Raw genomic sequence first — 19,310 nt, 5'->3', positions numbered from 1 at the left:
ATTTCGCCCCGTCTCGGTGAGCGGGGCGCGATGTTGTTATGGATAAAGATCTAAAGCGGACTGCAGCGGCTGCACGTTGAAGCGTTTGCCAAGGGCGATAAGCTCGTCGCGGGTGATGGTCTGCTTCATCCCGCCCATCGACAAGACTTTCACCAGCACCTCGGCGGACTTCTCGGCGGTATCGATCAGGCCGAAGGTCTCATCCAGCGTGGGGCCGCTGCCGAAGACGCCGTGGAACGGCCACAGCACCAGCGAGTGTTTTTGCATGGTTTCGGCGGTCGCCTGGCCGATTTCATCGGTGCCCGGCACCATCCACGGCAGAATGCCGACGCCATCCGGGAAGACCACCAGACATTCGGTGCTACCTTCCCACAGCTTACGGGTGAAAAGATCGCTGTGGTTCTCCAGAACATAGGTCAGGGCGATCAGGTTGGTGGCATGGCAGTGCATGATCACCCGGTCTTTGCCGCCGGTCAGTTTGATGCGCTCGCTGTGCGACAGGAAGTGTGCCGGCAGCTCGGAGGTCGGGACGGCATCCTCCGTCAGGCCCCACAGGATATGGTATCCCGCGCCGTCGCTGTCGACCTTCACCACGCCGAGGTTAGCGGCCGGGTCGAGCTGGACGTTACGGAAGAATTTGCCGGAGCCGGTGACGATAAACGGCTGGTTGGCCAGGGTTGGCATCGGCTGGCTGAGGGCGATATAGCGCGGTTGGGCGTGGAAATCCGCCGCGTAAGGTTCGATATCCGCTTCATCCAGACGCAGCGTCAGGTTGCCGCCGTTGCGTTCGTCCCAGCCTTTCAGCCAGGCGTCGGAGGTGGCTTTGATCATGCCCTGGACGAACCAGGCGTCGATAATGGTCTGCATAGTCTTGTCTTTCCTGTTGATTCGGTGCGGGGTTGACCCCCTCACCCTAAATATGTGCGTGCCCCCGGATTGCGCCGTAAACGGCTTATCCGGGCTACCGGTTCGTAGCCCGGGTAAGGCGTCAGCCGCGACCCGGGGAAGCTCGTGCATTACCCGCGCTGGCTCAGAACCGCATTCTCATAAGCCCGTACGCTGTCCAGCCACTGGCTACCCGCCGGCGTGTCGTGACGCTGACAGTACATCTCCCAGATGGCCTGCCAAGGCAGCGATTTTTGCTCTTCGAGCAGCGCCAGGCGGGCGGTGTAATCGCCGTCGTTCTCCAGCTGGCGCAGCTGGGCGGTCGGTTCCAGCAGGGCGCGCAGCAGCGCTTTTTTCATATTGCGGGTGCCAATCACCCAGGCCGCGATGCGGTTGATGGAGGCATCGAAGAAGTCGAGGCCGATGTGCACGCGGTCAAACAGGTTATGGCGAATGATTTCGCTGGCGATGGCCTGGGTTTCATCATCCAGCAGCACCACGTGGTCGCTGTCCCAGCGCACCGGACGGCTGACGTGCAGCAGCAGGCGCGGGATGTAGAGCATGGCGGCGGAGATCTTGTCGGAGATCACTTCCGTCGGATGGAAGTGGCCGGCATCGAGGCACAGCGCCGTCTGACGGCTGGTGGCGTAACCCATATAGAACTCGTTGGAGCCGACGGTGTAGCTTTCGGCGCCGATGCCGAACAGCTTGCTCTCCACGGCGTCGATATGGTGCGCCGGGTCGAGCTTCTCGCTGATCACCTCATCCAGGGCGTTCAGCAGCCGCTGGCGCGGGGCGAAGCGGTCAACGGTAATATCCTTCATGCCGTCCGGCACCCAGATATTCATCACCGACGGCGTGCCCAGCTGTTCGCCAAAATAAGCGGATACGCGGCGGCTGGCTTTGCAGTGGTCGATCCAGAACTGGCGGATCTCATCGTTGGCGTGCGACAGGGTAAAGCCGTCGGCGCTCAGCGGATGCGAGAAGCAGGAGGGGTTGAAATCCAGCCCCAGTTTGTTGGCTTTCGCCCACGTAACCCAGTTTTTAAAGTGCTCCGGCTTAATCTCATTGCGGGCTACCGGCGCGTCGGATTCCAGGTAAATAGCGTGCAGATTGAGACGCTTTGGCCCCGGGATCAGGCTCAGCGCCTGCTCAAGGTCGGCGCGGAGTTCTTCTGCATTGCGCGCTTTGCCCGGGTAGTTGCCGGTCGCCTGGATGCCACCGGTCAGGCTTCCCGCCGGGTTTTCGAAACCGGCGACGTCGTCACCCTGCCAGCAGTGCATGGAGACGGGCAGACGGTCCAGCTGGCGCAGGGCCTCCTCGACATCCACGCCGACGGCGGCGTAGCGCTGCTTAGCAATTTCCCAGGCTTGTTCAAGTTGAGTGGTCATGCGCAAAGCTCCTTGGTCTGTTGTGGCTGAAACTGCGCCACGAAACGGGCAATTTCACTATCAGGATTGGGGGTAAAAGTGGTGAGCGCCGCGTTGCCGCGCACTACCTGACGAAACTCATCGACATTGGCCAGCTCGTCGAGGGTCATTAACTGGATGCCGATATTGCCGAGGGTGGAGGCCTCTATCGGGCCGGCCACGACGACGATCCCGCAGGCGTCAGCGCACAGCTGGTTGAGCAGCGTGTTCTGACAGCCGCCGCCGACGATATGCAGCTGGCTGAAAGGGTGGCCGCGCAGCGCCGCCAGCTCGTTAAGCACCCGGGCGTAGAGCAGCGCCAGGCTGTCGAAAATGCAGCGCGCCAGTTCGGCATCGCTTTCAGGAACCGGCTGCCCGGCGTCGCGACAGGCGGCCTGGATCTCGGCGCTCATACTGGCCGGGTTGATAAAGCGGTCATCGTTGCAGTCAATTATGAAGCGGCACGCCGGTAGCGCGGCGGTGCGGGCGATCAGCCCCTGCAGGTCGCTGACGTTTTGCTCTTTTAGCACCCGCTGCAGCAGCCACAGGCCCATGATATTTTTCAGCACCCGATAGCGGCCTTCGGCTCCGCCTTCGTTGGTGATATTGGCCTGCAGCGCCGCGTCGCAGGTGTACGGCGTCAGGCTTTCAAACCCCATCAGCGACCAGGTGCCGGAGGAGAGATAGGCGGCATGGCGGTCGGCCAGCGGGGAGGCGATCACCGCGCTGGCGGTGTCGTGGCTGGCGACAGCGACTACCGGAATTCGGTTACCCTGCGGGCAGATCCAGTGGCCTATCACATTGCCGGGGTGGGTCGGCTTTCCGAACCACGCCAACGGCGCGCCGGTCCAGTTCAGCAGCGTCTCATCCCAGCTATCGCTGTTAATATTGACCAGCTGGGTGGTGGTGGCGTTGGTATATTCCCAGTTCAGATTGCCGGTCAGGCGGAAGCTGAAATAGTCGGGGATCAGCAGGGCATGGGCAGCCTGACTGACCAGCTCCGGCTGCTGCTCCACCAGCGCGCGCAGCTGATAAAGCGTGTTAAACGGCAAAAACTGAATGCCGCTGCGGCGATAGATTTCCGCCCTGCCCAGCTGCGCTTCAGCGTGACGCAGCAGGCCCTGGGTGCGGTCGTCACGATAGGAAATCGGCAGCCCGACGCGCTGGCCCTGCTTATCCAGCAGGACATAATCTACCCCCCAGGTATCGATGCCGATACTGTCTATCAGAATGCCCTGCTCACACACTTTCTCCAGCCCGCGGCGGATCTCGCCTTCCAGGCTATCTACATCCCAGCAGTCGAAGCCGTCTACTTTCTGCAGACTATTGGTGAAGCGATGAATTTCGCGCAGCGTCAGGGCGCGCGGCCCGGGCTGATAGCTGGCGAGCATCACCCGCCCGCTGGAGGCGCCTAAATCGACAGCGACACAATGACGAATACTCATGAAACGATCCTTCTTAAAATCATTGTCCGCAGTCTAAAAAAGGCCGTTTACTGACACCTTCTCGCTACGGACAGCCAAAACTGGCCGCTGGCAAGAAAGCAAAGGTGACCGTGAGGGACATCACAGTTTGCGGTTTTAGGGGATGGCGAGGGGGATGTGATGGCCTCCGCAGTTCCGCATCTTTCCGGCTGATTCTTGAAAAAGCGGCAGGATTTACGAATTTCGCGGTCAAAAATTGAAGGCCGGATAGCCAACCCTTCATTACTATCAGCCGGTGACTGATAATTTTTCTCATTACGAGGGTGGCATCATGACCATATTGCACAGTACGGATTTCTTTAAGGCCGGGATCTCGACGGTGGCTATTGAACCCCGCCTCCCTCAGTCGGCCTTTCCGGAACATCACCATGATTTCCATGAAATAGTTATCGTGGAGCAGGGATCGGGTATTCACGTCTTCAATGGCCAGCCCTACACCATTGGCGGCGGTTCGGTCTGTTTTATCCGCGATCACGACCGCCATCTTTACGAGCACACGGATAATCTGTGTCTGACCAATGTGCTCTATCGCGCGCCGGATGCGTTTCGCTTTCTCGCCGGGGTCAGTCAACTACTGCCCCAGGAACAGGAAGGAAACTACCCCTCGCACTGGCGGGTGAATCAAACCGTCCTGCAACAGGTGCGGCATATCGTGGCGCAGATCGAGGCCGTGGGGAGCGAAACGGATACTCATGCCGTCGCCAGCCGTGAGATCCTGTTTATGCAGCTGCTGGTGCTGTTACGTAAAAGCAGCCTTGCGGAAGAGGCCACCAACAACGATGCGCGGCTGAATCAGCTGTTGGCCTGGCTCGAAGACCATTTTGCGCAGGAGATCTGCTGGGAGGAGGTGGCGGCGCAGTTTTCGCTGTCGCTGCGTACGCTGCACCGCCAGCTGAAGCAGCAAACCGGTCTGACGCCACAGCGCTATCTTAATCGGGTGCGCCTGATGAAAGCCCGCCACCTGCTGCGCCACAGCGATGAAAGCGTGACTGATATCGCTTATCGCTGCGGCTTCGGCGACAGTAACCACTTTTCGACGCTTTTTCGCCGGGAGTTCGACTGGTCGCCGCGCGATATCCGCCAGGGGCGCGACGCCATTCTTCAGTAACGCGAGAAGAGTCAACGTATTGCAGACTAAAAACGCGAATAATGCGCCGTTATCCGCGTTTGGAGTGTGAGCCGTGGCCGGTCTGATTTTACGTAAAGAGGAGTTTTTCCCTTCCGCCACACAGGCAGTGGCGGTGGCAGACCGCTACCCGCAAAATGTCTTTGCCGAACATACCCATGAGTTCTGCGAGCTGGTTCTGGTGTGGCGAGGCAACGGGCTGCACGTCCTTAACGATCGCCCCTGGCGCATTACCCGCGGCGATCTGTTCTACATTCGCGCCGAAGATAAACACTCCTATGCTTCCGTTAACGATCTGGTTCTGCAGAACATCATCTATTGCCCGGAGCGGCTGCAGCTCAATTTTGACTGGGCCGGGGCGATCCCTGGCCTCTTCGGCACGCCGTGGAAGCCCCACTGGCGCATGGGCAGCACAGGTATGGCGCAGGCGCGCCAGGTGATTAGCCAGCTTGAGCATGAGTGCGCCCGGCGCGACGCGCAGGGAAATGCGATGGCCGAACTGCTTTTTGCCCAGCTGGCGCTGACGTTGCAGCGCCATCGCTACGCGACGGATGATCCCGCGGCGACGCAGCGCGAAGCGCTGCTGGACAAACTGCTGGCCGCGCTGGCGGCCAGCCTTAGCCGCCCCTTTGTTCTGGAGCGTTTCTGCGAGCAGGAGGGCGGCAGCGAGCGGGCGCTTCGCCAGCAGTTTCGCCAGCAAACCGGGATGACCATCAATCACTATTTACGCCAGCTGCGGATCTGCCATGCGCAGTATCTGCTGCAGCATACCGAGCGCTTAATCGGCGATATCGCCATGCAGTGCGGCTTTGAGGACAGTAACTACTTTTCGGTGGTTTTTAGCCGGGAAATCGGCATGTCGCCGGGGCAATGGCGGCAGCGCAGTCGCGCCGCCGCCTGAAGAGCGTCGTTGTCAGGCAGATGATCCGGTGATTAACTGGCCATTCCCAGACCGACGATATTGGCGGCGATGATAATCACCACGCAGCCGAGGCTCAGGACGCTCACCGGACGGCGGCCGGCATTGTTCCACTCCTTCAGCACCAGACCCACCACACCGCCGCACAGCACGTAGAAACTCATGTGCAGCATCCAGCTCATATAATCATACTGCGCCGGAATGCTGGCGTGGCCCCAGGCATAGAAGAAGAACTGGAGATACCACATCAGACCGCCGAGGGCGGAGAGCAGAAGGTTGCTGATGATAAGCGGTTTGGCCAGCGAGAAATCGGCTTTGACTGACAGGTTCTTCACTTTCGCCAGACGAATAAAGCAGAAGCCAAGGTTAACCAGCGCCCCGCCGCCCATAATCACCACGTAGCTTGGCAGCGCTGCGTACAGCGGGTCGACGCCGAGCGCCGCGGCGGCATCATGCATCGGTTTGGCGGCGTTCATCGCGAACGACATCCCTGCGGAGAAGATACCGCACATTACCGCCAGCAGAAGCCCTTTCTTCAGATTGAACTCTTCGGCTTTGATGCCCATTTTGCGCTCTTTCAGCTGGCCTGCGCGGGTGACGATGCCGACGCCAATCACCGCCACCAGCACGCCGAGCAGCGTCATTTGACCGCCCTGGGTGTGCATCAGCACTGCAAACTGACCGTTAATAATCGGCGTCATCAGCGTGCCGACAATCAGCGTGATACCAATGGCGATGCCAATCCCCATCGACATGCCAAGATAGCGCATGGTCAGGCCATAGTTGATATTACCAATGCCCCACATGGCGCCGAACAGAAAGACCGGCAGCAGCGTGGAGGCGCTAAAAGAGCGGTAGTAGGCCCAGAAGTCGGGTAACAGCGTGGCGCTGATGGCCCAGGGCAGAATCAGCCAGGAGACGATCCCCCCGACCGACCACATGGTTTCCCACGACCAGTGTTTTACTTTCTTGAACGGGGCATAGAAACAGGCGGCACTGGCGGCCCCTATCAAATGCCAAAAAATACCCATCGTAATCGCGTGGTTCATTGATTTTATCCTCATCTTTTTTTATCGGAGACGGCGGCTTCCGATGGGATGAGTGTAAAAATTGGCCGCTTTGGCCGCCTTCAGGACGTTGCCACAGGATGGCGAACCCTGGCAACCATGGGCTTAATTAGTTGTTCTACATCACAAAACGACGGGTATTTCTTCTGGTTATATCCATATGAAAAATACGGCATTGATAAGCATTTTCAATACCATTTAATTAACTATAATGGACAAACTGCTTACGCGGCGTTAACACTTGAGCCGCTCGACAATAATGGAGATGATTATGAGCTATACCCTGCCATCCCTGCCTTACGCTTACGATGCTCTGGAACCGCACTTCGACAAGCAGACGATGGAGATCCATCACACTAAACACCACCAGACCTACGTGAACAATGCCAACGCCGCGCTGGAAAGCCTGCCGGAGTTCGCTAACCTGTCCGCTGAAGAGCTGATTACCAAGCTGGATCAGCTGCCGGCTGACAAAAAAACCGTACTGCGTAACAACGCCGGCGGCCACGCGAACCACAGCCTGTTCTGGAAAGGCCTGAAAACCGGTACCACCCTGCAGGGCGACCTGAAAGCGGCTATCGAGCGCGATTTCGGTTCCGTGGAGAACTTCAAAGCGGAATTCGAAAAAGCCGCTGCTACCCGTTTCGGCTCCGGCTGGGCGTGGCTGGTCCTGAAAGGTGACAAACTGGCCGTTGTCTCCACCGCCAACCAGGATTCCCCGCTGATGGGCGAAGCCATTTCCGGCGCTTCCGGCTTCCCGATTATCGGCCTGGACGTCTGGGAACACGCTTACTACCTGAAATTCCAGAACCGCCGCCCGGACTACATCAAAGCCTTCTGGGACGTAGTGAACTGGGACGAAGCTGCAGCGCGTTTTGCCGCCAAAAAATAAGGTTGCATTGCGCTAAAAGAGAAGCGAGTCTGATGACTCGCTTTTTTTATATCTGTAGCAAGGAGAGCAGCCATGCATTATCCGGTGAATGTCTTTGTCGGCAAAATCAGGGACTACGCGGGCAGTCGCCCCAGCGCGATCGACAAAATCCAGGTCGACGGAGAATTGCAGCTCGGCGATCTCGGTCTCGATGGGGACCAGCAGGCGGAGAAGAAAATCCACGGCGGGCCGGACCGCGCGCTGTGTCATTATCCGCGCGAACACTATGCCGACTGGATCCGTGACTTCCCCCAGCAGGCCGAGCGGTTCTGCGCGCCGGCGTTCGGCGAAAACCTCTCCACCACCGGGCTTACCGAGCAAAACGTTTATATCGGCGATATCTTTCGCTGGGGCGAGGCGCTGATCCAGGTCACCCAGCCGCGATCGCCGTGCTTCAAGCTCAACTTTCATTTTGTGATCAATGATATGGCGCAGCTGATGCAAAACAGCGGAAAAACCGGCTGGCTGTACCGGGTGATTGCCGGAGGGCAAGTTTCCAGCGATGCGCCGCTCGAGCTGGTTTCCCGGCTGAGTGATGTCAGCGTTCATGAGGCCGGGGCGATTGCCTGGCAGATGCCGTTTGATGATGATCAGTACCACCGCTTATTGTCGGCAGCGGGCCTGTCTGTTAGCTGGAGCCGAACGATGCAGAAACGGCGTTTAAGCGGCAAGATAGAGGATAGTTCGCGGAGATTATGGGGGAAATAATCCCCCATATTAAGTATTCCCGGGATGCTCCCGGCGCAGCGCCGCACAGCGCAGGCCGGGTCGGCGTCAGGTTCGTTTATACAGCGGCAGCCAGATTGTTAAACGCAGACCACCCAGCGGGCTGTCGTCGGCCTTCACCCAGCCGCGGTGCTGCTGAATAGCGGTTTCGACAATCGCCAGCCCCAGGCCGGTGCCGCCGGACTCGCGGTCGCGCGCCTCGTCGGTCCGGTAGAATGGCCGGAAAATCTGTTCGCGATCCTCCGGGCTGACTCCCGGGCCGTCGTCATCGACGTTAACCGTAATCCCGTCTTTATCCACCGAGAAGCTGACGGAAATTTTCGTATGCGAGTAGCGCAGGGCGTTGCGGACGATATTCTCCAGCGCGCTTTCCAGCGCATTGGGGTTACCGTACAGCGGCCATGGGCCCGGCGGATACTCAACGGTGAAAGATTTCCCCATCTGCTCAGCTTCAAACGCCGCATTGTCCAACACTTCGTTCCATAGCTGATTGGCTTTCACCGTCTCGCTGACCAGGGCGTTTTTCGCCTGATTGCGCGACATCACCAGCAGGTCGTTGATCATGCTGTCCAGCCGGTGCGCTTCAGTTTCGATACGCTCCAGCTCCTTGCTCTCTCCGCTGCGGCGACGCAGCAGGGCGGTACCTAATTGCAGGCGCGTAAGCGGCGTGCGCAGCTCGTGCGAGATATCGGACAGCAACCGCTGCTGGCTGGTCATCATCCGCTCCAGGGCAGTCACCATCTGGTTAAAACTGGCGCCAGCGGCTAAAAACTCCTGCGGCCCGGCTTCCAGCTCCGGATGCTGGCGCAGGTTGCCCTGGGCGACTTCATCGGCGGCATTTTTCAGCTTACGCGCCGGTTTCGCCAGGCTCCACGCCAGCCACAGCAGCAGCGGGGCGCTGACCAGCATCGTGACGATCAGCAGCAGCAGCGGCCGGTCAAACAGCAGGTTAATAAAGTCGGATTGTGAGGTGCTGGCGGGACGAATCAGATAGAGCTGATAGTTATCCTCCCCGTCCCGGACGGAAAACGGGCCCACCATTTCCAGGCGGCCATAGCGTTTTTTCTGCGGATGATCGGCGTTATCGGCCTGGCCGATAAAGTTACGAATGATCTGCATTTCGTTGCGTTCTGCGCCGATCACGCGGCCTTCGCTGGTCACCAGCAGCAGGCGTTGTCCCGGAGGCGCCCATTTATCGATGGCGCGAAACAAACGACGCCACCACATCAGGTCGTTTGGCGGATCGTTGGCCAGCTCGGCCTCGACGTGCTGCTCGATCATGATGCCCTGACGCTGCTCGCTTTCCAGCAGCTCGGTCATCTGCCGGGAATCCAGTTTGGGCAACATCAGCACCAGCATCAACACCAGCGCCAGCGTGAGCCAGAAGATGGCGAAGATGCGTGCAGTCAAACTTCCAATCATGAAGCGGAAACCATCAGATACCCGCGGCCACGCAGCGTTTTAAACCACGGATGGCCATCTTTGCGCTCCGGCAGCTTACGCCGCAGGTTGGAAATATGCATATCGATGGCGCGGTCGAACGGCGTCAGGCGCTTGCCTAACACTTCCTGGCTTAAATGCTCACGGGAGACTACCTGACCGAGATGCTGCGCTAACAGATAGAGCAGGGTGAACTCGGTGCCGGTGAGCTCCAGCGTCTGGCCATCGAAATTGGCTTCCTGACGGCCCGGATTGAGGCTTAAGGCATCCACTTCCAGGGTTGGTGAGCCGGCTTCGGTCGTCTGCTGCTGCTCGCTCCAGTGGGAACGGCGCAGAATCGCGCGTATACGGGCCACCAGCTCGCGATCGTTGAATGGCTTAGGCAAATAGTCATCCGCGCCCAGCTCGAGGCCGAGAACGCGATCCAGCTCGCTTCCGCGCGCTGTTAGCATGATAACCGGAGTCTGGTGTGTCTGACGCAGCTCTTTCAGCGTATCAATACCGTTTTTCTTCGGCATCATCACGTCGAGCAGCAATAAATCAACGCTGTCGTCCAGAAGGGCCAGCGCCTGTTCCCCATCATGGGCCACCAGCACGTTAAAACCTTCCATATCGAGCAGCTCTTTTAACAGGGAGGTGAGCTCCCGGTCATCATCAACTAACAGGATTTTATTCATTGTTTAAATACCTCCGAGGCAGAAATTACGTCATCAAGGCCCGCTAATCCATGACTTTACGTTGTTTTACACCCCCTGACGCATGTTTGCAGCCTGAATCGTAGACTGTCTCTCGTTGAATCGCGACACAAACGTTTTGGGAGTATGTGATGCGCAATGTTATCGCTGCCGTCATGGCCTCAACGCTGGCGCTAAGTGCATATAGCCAGGCCGCTGAAGTCGTTACCAGCGTTAACTGGCTCCCCGGAGACGACGGGGGACAGCGCGGTAGCCAAAGCCATATGTTTGACGGCATAAGTTTAACCGAGCAGCAACGTCAGCAGTTACGGGATCTTATGCAACGGGCACGCCACGACAGGCTCCCCGTTAATGTTAGCGAAATGGAGACAATGCATCGCCTTGTCACCGCAGAAAATTTTGATGAAAACGCTGTGCGCGCTCAGGCAGAAAAGATGGCGCAGGAACAGGTTGCCCGCCAGGTCGAGATGGCTAAGGTTCGCAACCAGATGTACCACCTGCTTACGCCAGAGCAGCAAGCGGTTTTAAATGCTAAGCACCAGCAGCGTATGGATCAGTTGCGTGAGGTTGCAAGGATGCAGAAAGGCTCAGCGATGATGCTTTCGAGTAGTAGCAACACCCTGCAACCCCAGTAACAAACCCTGTTTTCCTTGCCATAGACACCATCCCTGTCTTCCCCCACATGATGTGGGGGTTTTTTTTGCCCTTTTTACGGTAAATCAACTCCTTCGCCTATCCCGTGAGCGTCACAAGTTCGGGTTATACTAAGCGCATTGCAGGAGAAGGAGCCTATATGAATCAATCTTATGGCCGGTTGGTCAGTCGCGCCGCTATCGCCGCGACGGCTATGGCCTCCGCGTTACTTTTGATCAAAATTTTTGCGTGGTGGTATACCGGTTCTGTCAGTATTCTGGCTGCGCTGGTGGATTCGCTGGTGGACATTGCCGCCTCGCTGACCAACCTGCTGGTGGTTCGCTATTCGCTACAGCCTGCTGATGAAGAACATACCTTTGGTCATGGCAAAGCGGAGTCGCTGGCGGCGCTGGCGCAAAGCATGTTTATCTCCGGCTCGGCGCTGTTCCTGTTTCTCACCGGCATTCAGCACCTGGTGCGTCCGGAGCCGCTGCAGGCCGCCGGCGTCGGAGTCGTCGTCACATTGATCGCCCTCGTTAGTACGCTGGCGCTGGTGACTTTCCAGCGCTGGGTGGTGCGAAAAACCCAGAGCCAGGCGGTGCGGGCGGATATGCTTCATTATCAGTCTGATGTTATGATGAACGGCGCCATTCTGGTGGCGCTGGGCCTCTCCTGGTACGGCTGGCATCGCGCCGACGCGTTGTTTGCCCTGGGGATTGGCATCTATATTTTATATAGCGCGCTGCGGATGGGCTATGAGGCGGTTCAGTCACTACTCGACCGCGCCTTGCCTGACGAGGAGCGTCAGGACATTATCACCATCGTGACCGCATGGCCCGGCATCCGCGGGGCGCACGATCTACGAACGCGGCAGTCAGGGCCGACCCGCTTTATTCAGATTCATTTGGAAATGGAAGATAACCTCCCGCTGGTGCAAGCCCACGTGATTGCAGACCAGGTGGAGCAGGCGATTCTGCGCCGTTTCCCGGGGTCCGATGTCATTATCCATCAGGATCCCAGCTCTGTGGTGCCAGCGGCGCAGCAGGGCTTTTTTGAGCGTTAGGTTATAGTCTGTAAACTCGATGTAAAAATGTGGGGCAGATCGGCATTTTTTGTATAAATTACCGCCGTTTGGTCTGACCTGAATCAATTCAGCTTGAGGCGTTTGATATACTATTGTCATTAGCGTCGTGCACTCCTGGTGAGGGAGCGCTTCAGGCAACAGAATTATTTTTTGCTTCCTAAGTTCAGAGGTAGTCATGATTAAGAAAATCGGTGTGTTGACAAGTGGCGGTGATGCGCCGGGCATGAACGCAGCAATTCGTGGCGTTGTGCGCGCGGCATTAACGGAAGGTCTGGAAGTTTTTGGAATCTATGACGGTTACCTCGGATTGTATGAAGACCGTATGGTTCAGCTCGACCGTTACAGCGTTTCCGACATGATCAACCGCGGCGGCACCTTCCTGGGCTCCGCTCGCTTCCCGGAATTCCGCGAAGAACACATCCGCGCTGTGGCTATCGAAAACATGAAGAAGCGCGGCCTGGACGCGCTGGTGGTTATCGGCGGTGACGGTTCCTATATGGGGGCGATGCGCCTGACCGAGATGGGCTTCCCATGCATCGGCCTGCCGGGCACTATCGACAACGATATCAAAGGCACTGACTACACCATCGGCTTCTTTACTGCCCTGAGCACCGTGGTGGAAGCGATTGACCGTTTGCGCGACACCTCCTCTTCGCACCAGCGTATCTCCGTGGTGGAAGTGATGGGCCGTTACTGTGGCGACCTGACCCTGGCGGCGGCGATTGCCGGCGGCTGTGAGTTTATCATGGTGCCTGAAGTGGAATATACCCGTGACGATCTGGTGGCAGAAATCAAAGCCGGTATCGCGAAAGGGAAAAAACACGCTATCGTGGCCATCACCGAGCACATGTGCGACGTTGACGAGCTGGCAAGCTACATCGAGAAAGAGACTGGCCGTGAAACTCGCGCCACCGTCCTCGGCCACATTCAGCGCGGCGGTTCCCCGGTTCCTTACGACCGCATCCTGGCTTCCCGCATGGGCGCCTATGCGATTGAGCTGCTGCTGCAGGGCCATGGCGGCCGTTGCGTCGGCATCCAGAACGAGAAGCTGGTGCACCACGACATCATCGATGCCATCGAGAACATGAAGCGTCCGTTCAAGAACGACTGGCTGGATTGCGCGAAGAAACTGTACTAAGTTACGCGCCGGATAAACAAAAGGCCTTCTCATGGAGAAGGCCTTTTTTATGGCGGAAGGTTTATTCGATATCCAGCGGGTCTTCCGACAGGATCATCCCGGTGTTATCGGCATACAGATGGTCGCCGGAGAAGAAAGTCACCCCGCCGAAATTGACGCGCACGTCGCTTTCGCCGATGCCTTCGCCAGCCGCGCCGACCGGGATAGCCGCCAGCGCCTGAATACCAATGTCCAGTTCCTCAAGGTCGTCAACCTGGCGCACCGCGCCATAGACCACCAACCCTTCCCATTCATTCTGGACGGCCAGACGCGCCAGGTCAGCGTCAATTAACGCGCGTCGTACTGAGCCGCCGCCGTCGATCAGGAGAATATGACCACGGCCATTCTGCTCGAGCAGATCGTAGAGCAACCCGTTATCCTCGAAACATTTAACCGTAATGATCTGTCCACCAAACGACGACCGTCCTCCAAAGTTAGAGAACAGCGGTTCCACGACGTTGACATCTTCCTGGTAGATGTCACAAAGCTCGGAAGTATCGTATTTCATAGGCTTAACGTTCAGTTGCTGCGAGAGTTTTTAGTATATCCCGCGAATCGCATTGTTGGCAAAATCATCAATTGTTAATTGATATTTGTCAGTTAAGCCATCAGCTTACTGGCAATAATTCCGATAACAAACAGCAGGTTGGTCAGTAAGGCCCCTTTGACCGTCTTTTCGAGCATTGGCCGCATCGCCAGCGGATCGGATTCGCGCAGGACGTAGCGCGCCTGTTTCACCAGCAGCGGCGTGGCGAGAATAAACAGCCAGCCCCAGGCTGAATGCAGCGTCAGCAGGTTAAATAGCGCCAGACACAGCAGGGCGCCGAGCAGCAGGCAGGCATGATAGCGGCGGGCATTGACCGGGCCCAGGCGCACGGCGAGGGTGTTCTTCCCGTTCTGCCGGTCGCTGTCGATATCGCGCAGATTATTGATGTTCAGCACGGCGGTCGCCAGCAGACCGCAGGCTGTCGCCGGCAGAAAAATGGCCGCTTCCACATTATGGGCTTGCAGATACCAGCTGCCGAGGACGCTCAGCCAGCCGAAGAAAACGAGTACTGAGATATCACCCAGACCAATATATCCATACGGACGGGTGCCCACCGTGTAGGTGATGGCGGCCACGATAGACAGGCCTCCCAGGGCGAGGAAGCCGATGAAATCGCCGACGCTCTGCCAGGCGGCGCACAGCAGCGCCAGACCAAACAGGCAGATGAGTACGACGGTGACGATCAGAGCGCGCTTCATCTGCTGGGGGGTAATCACCCCTTTCTGCATCCCGCGCAGCGGCCCGATGCGATCCGGTTTATCGCTCCCCTTAACCGCGTCGCCGTAGTCATTGGCGAGGTTGGAAAGAATTTGCAGCAAGCCGGCGGTGATCAGCGCCAGCAGGGCAACCCAGGGATCAAAATGGCCCTGCTCCCAGGCAAGGACGGTGCCAACAATAATCGCGGCAAATGCCAGCGGTAACGTTTTAGGACGCAGGCTTTCCAGCCACGCCTGTGAACGGCTGATATCAGTCATAGTTATTTTAGCCAATAAAAATGGGGGCGATAGCCCCCATCAACAGTGATGAAAATGCATTGCACCGGATTATAGGATAAAACGGCTCAGATCTTCATCTGCCACCAGAACATCCAGGTGTTTACTCACATATTCGGCATCGATAGTGACGGTCTGGCCGTTCATCTCGCTGGCATCATAGGAAATATCTTCCACCAGACGCTCCAGCACGGTGTGCAGGCGACGCGCACCGATGTTCTCGGTGGTTTCGTTTACCTGCCATGCGGCCTGGGCGATGCGCTTGATGCCGTCTTCGGTGAATTCGATGTTCACCCCTTCGGTCGCCATCAGCGCCTTGTACTGCACGGTGATGGAGGCATTCGGCTCGGTCAGGATGCGCTCGAAGTCGTGGGTGGTCAGCGCCTTCAGCTCAACGCGGATCGGCAGACGCCCCTGCAGTTCCGGGATCAGATCGGATGGGCTGGCCACCTGGAATGCGCCGGAGGCGATAAACAGGATGTGGTCGGTCTTGACCATCCCATGTTTGGTGGAGACGGTGCAGCCTTCCACCAGCGGCAGCAGGTCGCGCTGTACGCCTTCGCGGGAGACGTCCGGGCCGGAGGTGTTGCCGCCGCGCTTACAGATTTTGTCGATTTCGTCGATAAAGACGATACCGTGCTGCTCTACAGCGTCGATGGCTTCCTGCTTCAGCTCTTCCGGATTGACCAGTTTGGCCGCTTCTTCTTCAATCAGAAGCTTCATCGCGTCTTTGATTTTCAGCTTACGCGGTTTCTGCTTCTGGCCGCCGAGGTTCTGGAACATAGACTGCAGCTGGCTGGTCATCTCTTCCATGCCCGGAGGGGACATGATTTCAACGCCCATCGGCGCCGCAGCGAGATCGATTTCAATCTCTTTATCGTCCAGCTGGCCTTCACGCAGTTTTTTACGGAACGCCTGGCGCGCTGCAGACGGTTCCTGCGACGGCTCAGTCTGGCCCCAGTTGTTCTTCGCCGGTGGGATCAGCACGTCAAGCACGCGCTCTTCCGCCAGCTCTTCCGCGCGGTAACGGTTCTTATCGATGGACTGCATGCGAACCATTTTGATCGCCGCATCGGTCAAATCGCGGATGATGGAGTCCACTTCTTTACCGACATAGCCCACTTCGGTGAACTTCGTCGCTTCAACTTTGATAAACGGCGCGTTAGCCAGTTTTGCCAGACGACGGGCGATTTCGGTTTTACCGACACCGGTTGGGCCGATCATCAGAATGTTTTTCGGCGTGACTTCATGACGCAGCTCTTCGTTAAGCTGCATCCGACGCCAGCGGTTACGCAGGGCGATAGCAACAGAACGCTTGGCGGCGTCCTGACCGATAATGTGTTTGTCCAGTTCGCTGACAATTTCGCGTGGGGTCATTTCAGACATGGGAGATCCTTACGCTTTAGAAGGTAATTCTTCGATGGTGTGGAAATGGTTGGTATAGATGCAGATATCACCTGCAATATCCAACGCTTTCTCGGCAATGTCGCGCGCGCCCATATCGGTATTTTCCAACAGCGCGCGGGCCGCGGCCTGGGCGTAAGGACCGCCGGAGCCGATAGCAATCAAATCGTTTTCCGGCTGTACCACGTCACCGTTACCGGTGATGATAAGCGACGCGTTTTCGTCCGCGACGGCCAGCAGCGCTTCCAGTTTGCGCAACATCCGGTCAGTTCGCCAGTCTTTGGCCAGCTCAACGGCGGCCTTCACCAGATGGCCCTGGTGCATTTCCAGTTTACGTTCAAACAGTTCGAACAGCGTGAAGGCGTCGGCGGTGCCGCCAGCGAAACCGGCAATCACTTTGTCGTTGTACAGACGACGCACTTTCTTCACATTGCCCTTCATCACGGTGTTGCCCAGCGTGGCCTGGCCATCACCGGCAATAACAACATGGCCGTTACGGCGAACACTTACAATTGTAGTCACGAGCAGACCCCTTGGTTGCAAAAGCGGAACAGGGGCCCCGCGCTGTCCGCGGGGCCGAATGCAATTATAGATGGGGGGGATTTTGAGGGTTTCAACCCCTGGCGGCGAGACGAATGCAGTTCGCGTGTCCAGCCATCTTCAGGCGGGTGATCATCTCGTTGGCGCTTTCTTTGCCTTTCAACGGGCCAATAACCACGCGGTTCCAGCCGTTGTTAGTGGTAATGTGCGAAGCAAACCCTTCGAAAGCCAGCTGAGCGCGGACGGTTTCGGCCTGCTCGGCGCCTTTAAAAGAGCCGCACTGGATCATCCAGCTACGATCGTCTTTCTTCTCGGCGGTGGTTTTCGGCGCTTCTTCCACCCGAGTTACCGGCGCCGCGGCCTGGGTACGCGGCTGCGTGGTATTGGTATGCGCTGGCGTCTGCAGCAGATCCTGGTACGGCTGCTGGTTTGACACGGTCTGCTTCGGCTGTTGCTGCTGAACCGGCTTCGGCTGCTGAACGCGCGGCGGCTGCTGTTGGACGGTCTGCGCCTGAGTCTGCGCCCACTGTTGCTGCTGCGCCTGCTGCTGTTGCTGCGCTAAACGCTGACGCTGAAGCGTCTGCTGGCGCTGCGCCGGCGTTTGTTCGTTCCACGGCACTTCGGTCAGCTGGGTCGGCTGCTGGCGCATATCGGCCTGCATCTGGGCGAGCAGCTGGCGCTGCTCGTCGGTCAGCTGTTCCGGTTTCATGACTTCGCCACCGGCGGTCGGTTCGGTCGGCGCGCGGACGCCAGGCTGGCGGCTTTCCAGCTCTTTAATATAGCGCCAGCGCTCTTCCGGTTTGGGCGGCAAGCCGTTGCCGGCGGCCTGGCGATTTTGCATCGCTTCCGCTTCTTCTTTCTTATGATGCGTAATGAAATAGAGGCCACCGATAAAGGCCACCAGCACAGCCGCCGCGATCGCCACCATCGCCGGTGAAATCGCCGGAAGGCTGCTTTGCTTATTCCTTGAGCTTCGGGTCGTGCTCTTTTTGCGCCGCGAAGAAGCCGGTTGGCTGCGGCGTACATAATCTCGTTGTGCCACTATCGTTTCGCTGTCTTATATTCGTTCGTCAGCCCGCCATGTTACTTAAGCGGCGGGCCTTTGACCAGAAGAGCAGGCCCGAAAGCCTGATGGTTATCGTCTGATTTTTTGCGTACTGCCGCGAACAATCAGTTCGCAATCGAGCAGACGCGAGCCGCTGTTCACGTTATGCCCCTGCATTTGCTCCAGTAATAGCAGCATTCCTTCACGGCCGATATCAAACCGTGGCTGTGAAACCGTGGTCAACGGCGGATCGCAAAATTCAGACAACGCGATGTTATCGAAGCCGACAATTGACAGGTCGTCCGGCACTTTCAGACCGCGACGTTTTGCCAGCGATAAGGCGCCCAGCGCCATCACATCGCTATGGCAAAAGACCGCCGTGGGCGGCACCGGCTGCGCCAGGAGCTGCTCCAGCGCATTGGCCCCGGCTTCGAAGGTAAAGTTGCCGCGAGCAATATAGTGCGGATCGACGGTGATACCGCTGCGGCGCAGCGCCTGCACATAACCCTGCAGGCGATAATGGCACAACGGCATATCTTCCGGGCCGGCGATACAGCCGATACGCTGATGTCCCAGCTCGTGGAGATAATTTACCGCGTTAAAGGCCGCCGTCAGGTTATCGATATGGACGGTGGGCAGCTCCAGCTCCGGCGCAAACTCATTCGACATGACCATTGGCGGCAAATTGCGCTGCTCTTCCACGCTGGCGTCAAACGGCAGGCGCGAGCTGAGCAGCACCATGCCGTCGATCTGCTTGGTGATGATAAGGTCGATAAAGGTTTTTTCTTTCTGATTCTGGTGGGCGCAATCGCCGATTAACACCAGATAGCCGTGCTCGGCGGCAGTGACTTCAATACCGCGGATCACTTCACTAAAGAAGGGATCGCAGATATCCGGGACGATCACGAGGATCGTCCGCGATTCGTTGCGCTTCATATTGCGTCCGAGCGACTGCGGTAAATAGCCGACTTCCAGCGCCGCCTGCTCGACCCGGTTACGGGTGGCTTGCGACACCTTATCAGGGTTCATCAACGCTCGGGACACGGTTGCCGTGGAAACGTTTGCCTTGAGGGCGACGTCTTTCATGGTGGCGGCAACCACTTGTTTTTTGGGCTTCACCTGGTTTCTCCTCGCTGAATGGCGCTGGCATTTCCCTTGGGCGCTAACTGCTGCATCATTTTTATCAGATAGTCGCGGCAGTGAGTT

The 19,310-nt window shown here is 57.8% G+C and carries 19 protein-coding genes; 7 read left to right on the top strand and 12 right to left on the bottom strand.

The features are described from left to right. Positions 1-36: 36 nt before the first annotated feature. From rhaD to rhaB, 3 genes are all read right to left on the bottom strand, one after another. On the bottom strand, positions 37-867 hold the full coding sequence (rhaD, locus tag IB144_RS25640) for a rhamnulose-1-phosphate aldolase (protein WP_004187188.1): 831 nt from the start codon (positions 865-867) through the stop codon (positions 37-39). 149 nt (positions 868-1,016) lie between these two features. Next, positions 1,017-2,276, bottom strand: coding sequence for an L-rhamnose isomerase (gene rhaA, locus IB144_RS25635; protein ID WP_004150375.1), 1,260 nt, complete (start codon positions 2,274-2,276; stop codon positions 1,017-1,019). Continuing rightward, on the bottom strand, positions 2,273-3,739 hold the full coding sequence (gene rhaB / locus IB144_RS25630; RefSeq protein ID WP_004187190.1) for a rhamnulokinase: 1,467 nt from the start codon (positions 3,737-3,739) through the stop codon (positions 2,273-2,275). Before rhaB ends, rhaA begins: the two co-directional genes overlap by 4 nt. Before the next feature lie 310 nt (positions 3,740-4,049). Here rhaB and rhaS point away from each other — a divergent pair, with 310 nt between their 5' ends. Beyond that, positions 4,050-4,886, top strand: a complete 837-nt coding sequence (gene rhaS / locus IB144_RS25625; RefSeq protein ID WP_004178008.1) for an HTH-type transcriptional activator RhaS — start codon at positions 4,050-4,052, stop codon at positions 4,884-4,886. A gap of 73 nt (positions 4,887-4,959) precedes the next feature. Then, positions 4,960-5,805 (top strand): HTH-type transcriptional activator RhaR, encoded by an 846-nt coding sequence (gene rhaR, locus IB144_RS25620; RefSeq protein ID WP_002882891.1) that lies wholly within the window; start codon positions 4,960-4,962, stop codon positions 5,803-5,805. 32 nt (positions 5,806-5,837) lie between these two features. Here the strand turns inward: rhaR and rhaT are convergent, their stop codons facing one another. Then, positions 5,838-6,872: an L-rhamnose/proton symporter RhaT gene (gene rhaT, locus IB144_RS25615; protein ID WP_002882892.1), complete on the bottom strand. Its 1,035-nt coding sequence runs from the start codon at positions 6,870-6,872 to the stop codon at positions 5,838-5,840. Positions 6,873-7,161: 289 nt separating this feature from the next. Here rhaT and sodA point away from each other — a divergent pair, with 289 nt between their 5' ends. Both sodA and yiiM read left to right on the top strand, forming a co-directional pair. Continuing rightward, complete coding sequence (sodA, locus tag IB144_RS25610; protein ID WP_002882894.1) at positions 7,162-7,782, top strand: superoxide dismutase [Mn]; 621 nt, start codon at positions 7,162-7,164, stop codon at positions 7,780-7,782. Between the two features lie 72 nt (positions 7,783-7,854). Then, positions 7,855-8,529, top strand: a complete 675-nt coding sequence (gene yiiM, locus IB144_RS25605; RefSeq protein WP_040215775.1) for a 6-hydroxyaminopurine reductase — start codon at positions 7,855-7,857, stop codon at positions 8,527-8,529. A gap of 66 nt (positions 8,530-8,595) precedes the next feature. Here yiiM and cpxA read toward each other — a convergent pair whose 3' ends face one another. Both cpxA and cpxR read right to left on the bottom strand, forming a co-directional pair. Further along, positions 8,596-9,969, bottom strand: coding sequence for an envelope stress sensor histidine kinase CpxA (cpxA, locus tag IB144_RS25600; protein WP_002882898.1), 1,374 nt, complete (start codon positions 9,967-9,969; stop codon positions 8,596-8,598). Continuing rightward, positions 9,966-10,664, bottom strand: coding sequence for an envelope stress response regulator transcription factor CpxR (cpxR, locus tag IB144_RS25595; protein WP_002882901.1), 699 nt, complete (start codon positions 10,662-10,664; stop codon positions 9,966-9,968). The genes cpxA and cpxR overlap by 4 nt, the downstream gene beginning before the upstream one ends. A gap of 149 nt (positions 10,665-10,813) precedes the next feature. Here cpxR and cpxP point away from each other — a divergent pair, with 149 nt between their 5' ends. The 3 genes from cpxP to pfkA all read left to right on the top strand — a co-directional run bounded on the left by cpxP (position 10,814) and on the right by pfkA (position 13,537). After that, positions 10,814-11,317: a cell-envelope stress modulator CpxP gene (gene cpxP, locus IB144_RS25590; RefSeq protein WP_002882903.1), complete on the top strand. Its 504-nt coding sequence runs from the start codon at positions 10,814-10,816 to the stop codon at positions 11,315-11,317. A gap of 158 nt (positions 11,318-11,475) precedes the next feature. Then, positions 11,476-12,378, top strand: coding sequence for a CDF family cation-efflux transporter FieF (gene fieF, locus IB144_RS25585; RefSeq protein WP_002882907.1), 903 nt, complete (start codon positions 11,476-11,478; stop codon positions 12,376-12,378). A 196-nt stretch (positions 12,379-12,574) separates the two neighbouring features. Continuing rightward, a complete protein-coding gene (pfkA, locus tag IB144_RS25580; RefSeq protein ID WP_002882911.1) occupies positions 12,575-13,537 on the top strand; it encodes a 6-phosphofructokinase in 963 nt (320 codons plus the stop codon). A gap of 61 nt (positions 13,538-13,598) precedes the next feature. Here the strand turns inward: pfkA and rraA are convergent, their stop codons facing one another. The 6 genes from rraA to cytR all read right to left on the bottom strand — a co-directional run bounded on the left by rraA (position 13,599) and on the right by cytR (position 19,223). Then, on the bottom strand, positions 13,599-14,084 hold the full coding sequence (rraA, locus tag IB144_RS25575; protein WP_002882913.1) for a ribonuclease E activity regulator RraA: 486 nt from the start codon (positions 14,082-14,084) through the stop codon (positions 13,599-13,601). A 92-nt stretch (positions 14,085-14,176) separates the two neighbouring features. Continuing rightward, positions 14,177-15,097, bottom strand: a complete 921-nt coding sequence (menA, locus tag IB144_RS25570) for a 1,4-dihydroxy-2-naphthoate polyprenyltransferase (protein ID WP_009309732.1) — start codon at positions 15,095-15,097, stop codon at positions 14,177-14,179. A gap of 69 nt (positions 15,098-15,166) precedes the next feature. Next, the gene (gene hslU, locus IB144_RS25565) at positions 15,167-16,501 is read right to left on the bottom strand and encodes an HslU--HslV peptidase ATPase subunit (protein WP_002882917.1); all 1,335 of its coding nucleotides are present in this window, start codon (positions 16,499-16,501) and stop codon (positions 15,167-15,169) included. 9 nt (positions 16,502-16,510) lie between these two features. After that, positions 16,511-17,041: an ATP-dependent protease subunit HslV gene (gene hslV / locus IB144_RS25560; protein ID WP_002882918.1), complete on the bottom strand. Its 531-nt coding sequence runs from the start codon at positions 17,039-17,041 to the stop codon at positions 16,511-16,513. Between the two features lie 91 nt (positions 17,042-17,132). Then, positions 17,133-18,101 (bottom strand): cell division protein FtsN, encoded by a 969-nt coding sequence (gene ftsN, locus IB144_RS25555; protein WP_071526720.1) that lies wholly within the window; start codon positions 18,099-18,101, stop codon positions 17,133-17,135. 93 nt (positions 18,102-18,194) lie between these two features. Beyond that, positions 18,195-19,223: a DNA-binding transcriptional regulator CytR gene (gene cytR / locus IB144_RS25550; RefSeq protein ID WP_002882921.1), complete on the bottom strand. Its 1,029-nt coding sequence runs from the start codon at positions 19,221-19,223 to the stop codon at positions 18,195-18,197. Positions 19,224-19,310 lie beyond the last annotated feature (87 nt).

Origin of the sequence: Klebsiella sp. K4, assembly GCF_014596785.2 — a bacterium.
In the GTDB taxonomy this organism is placed as follows: Bacteria; Pseudomonadota; Gammaproteobacteria; order Enterobacterales; family Enterobacteriaceae; genus Klebsiella; species Klebsiella pneumoniae.
Note: the sequence above shows the minus strand (reverse complement) of the source record. Positions and strands in the feature narration are given on the sequence as shown.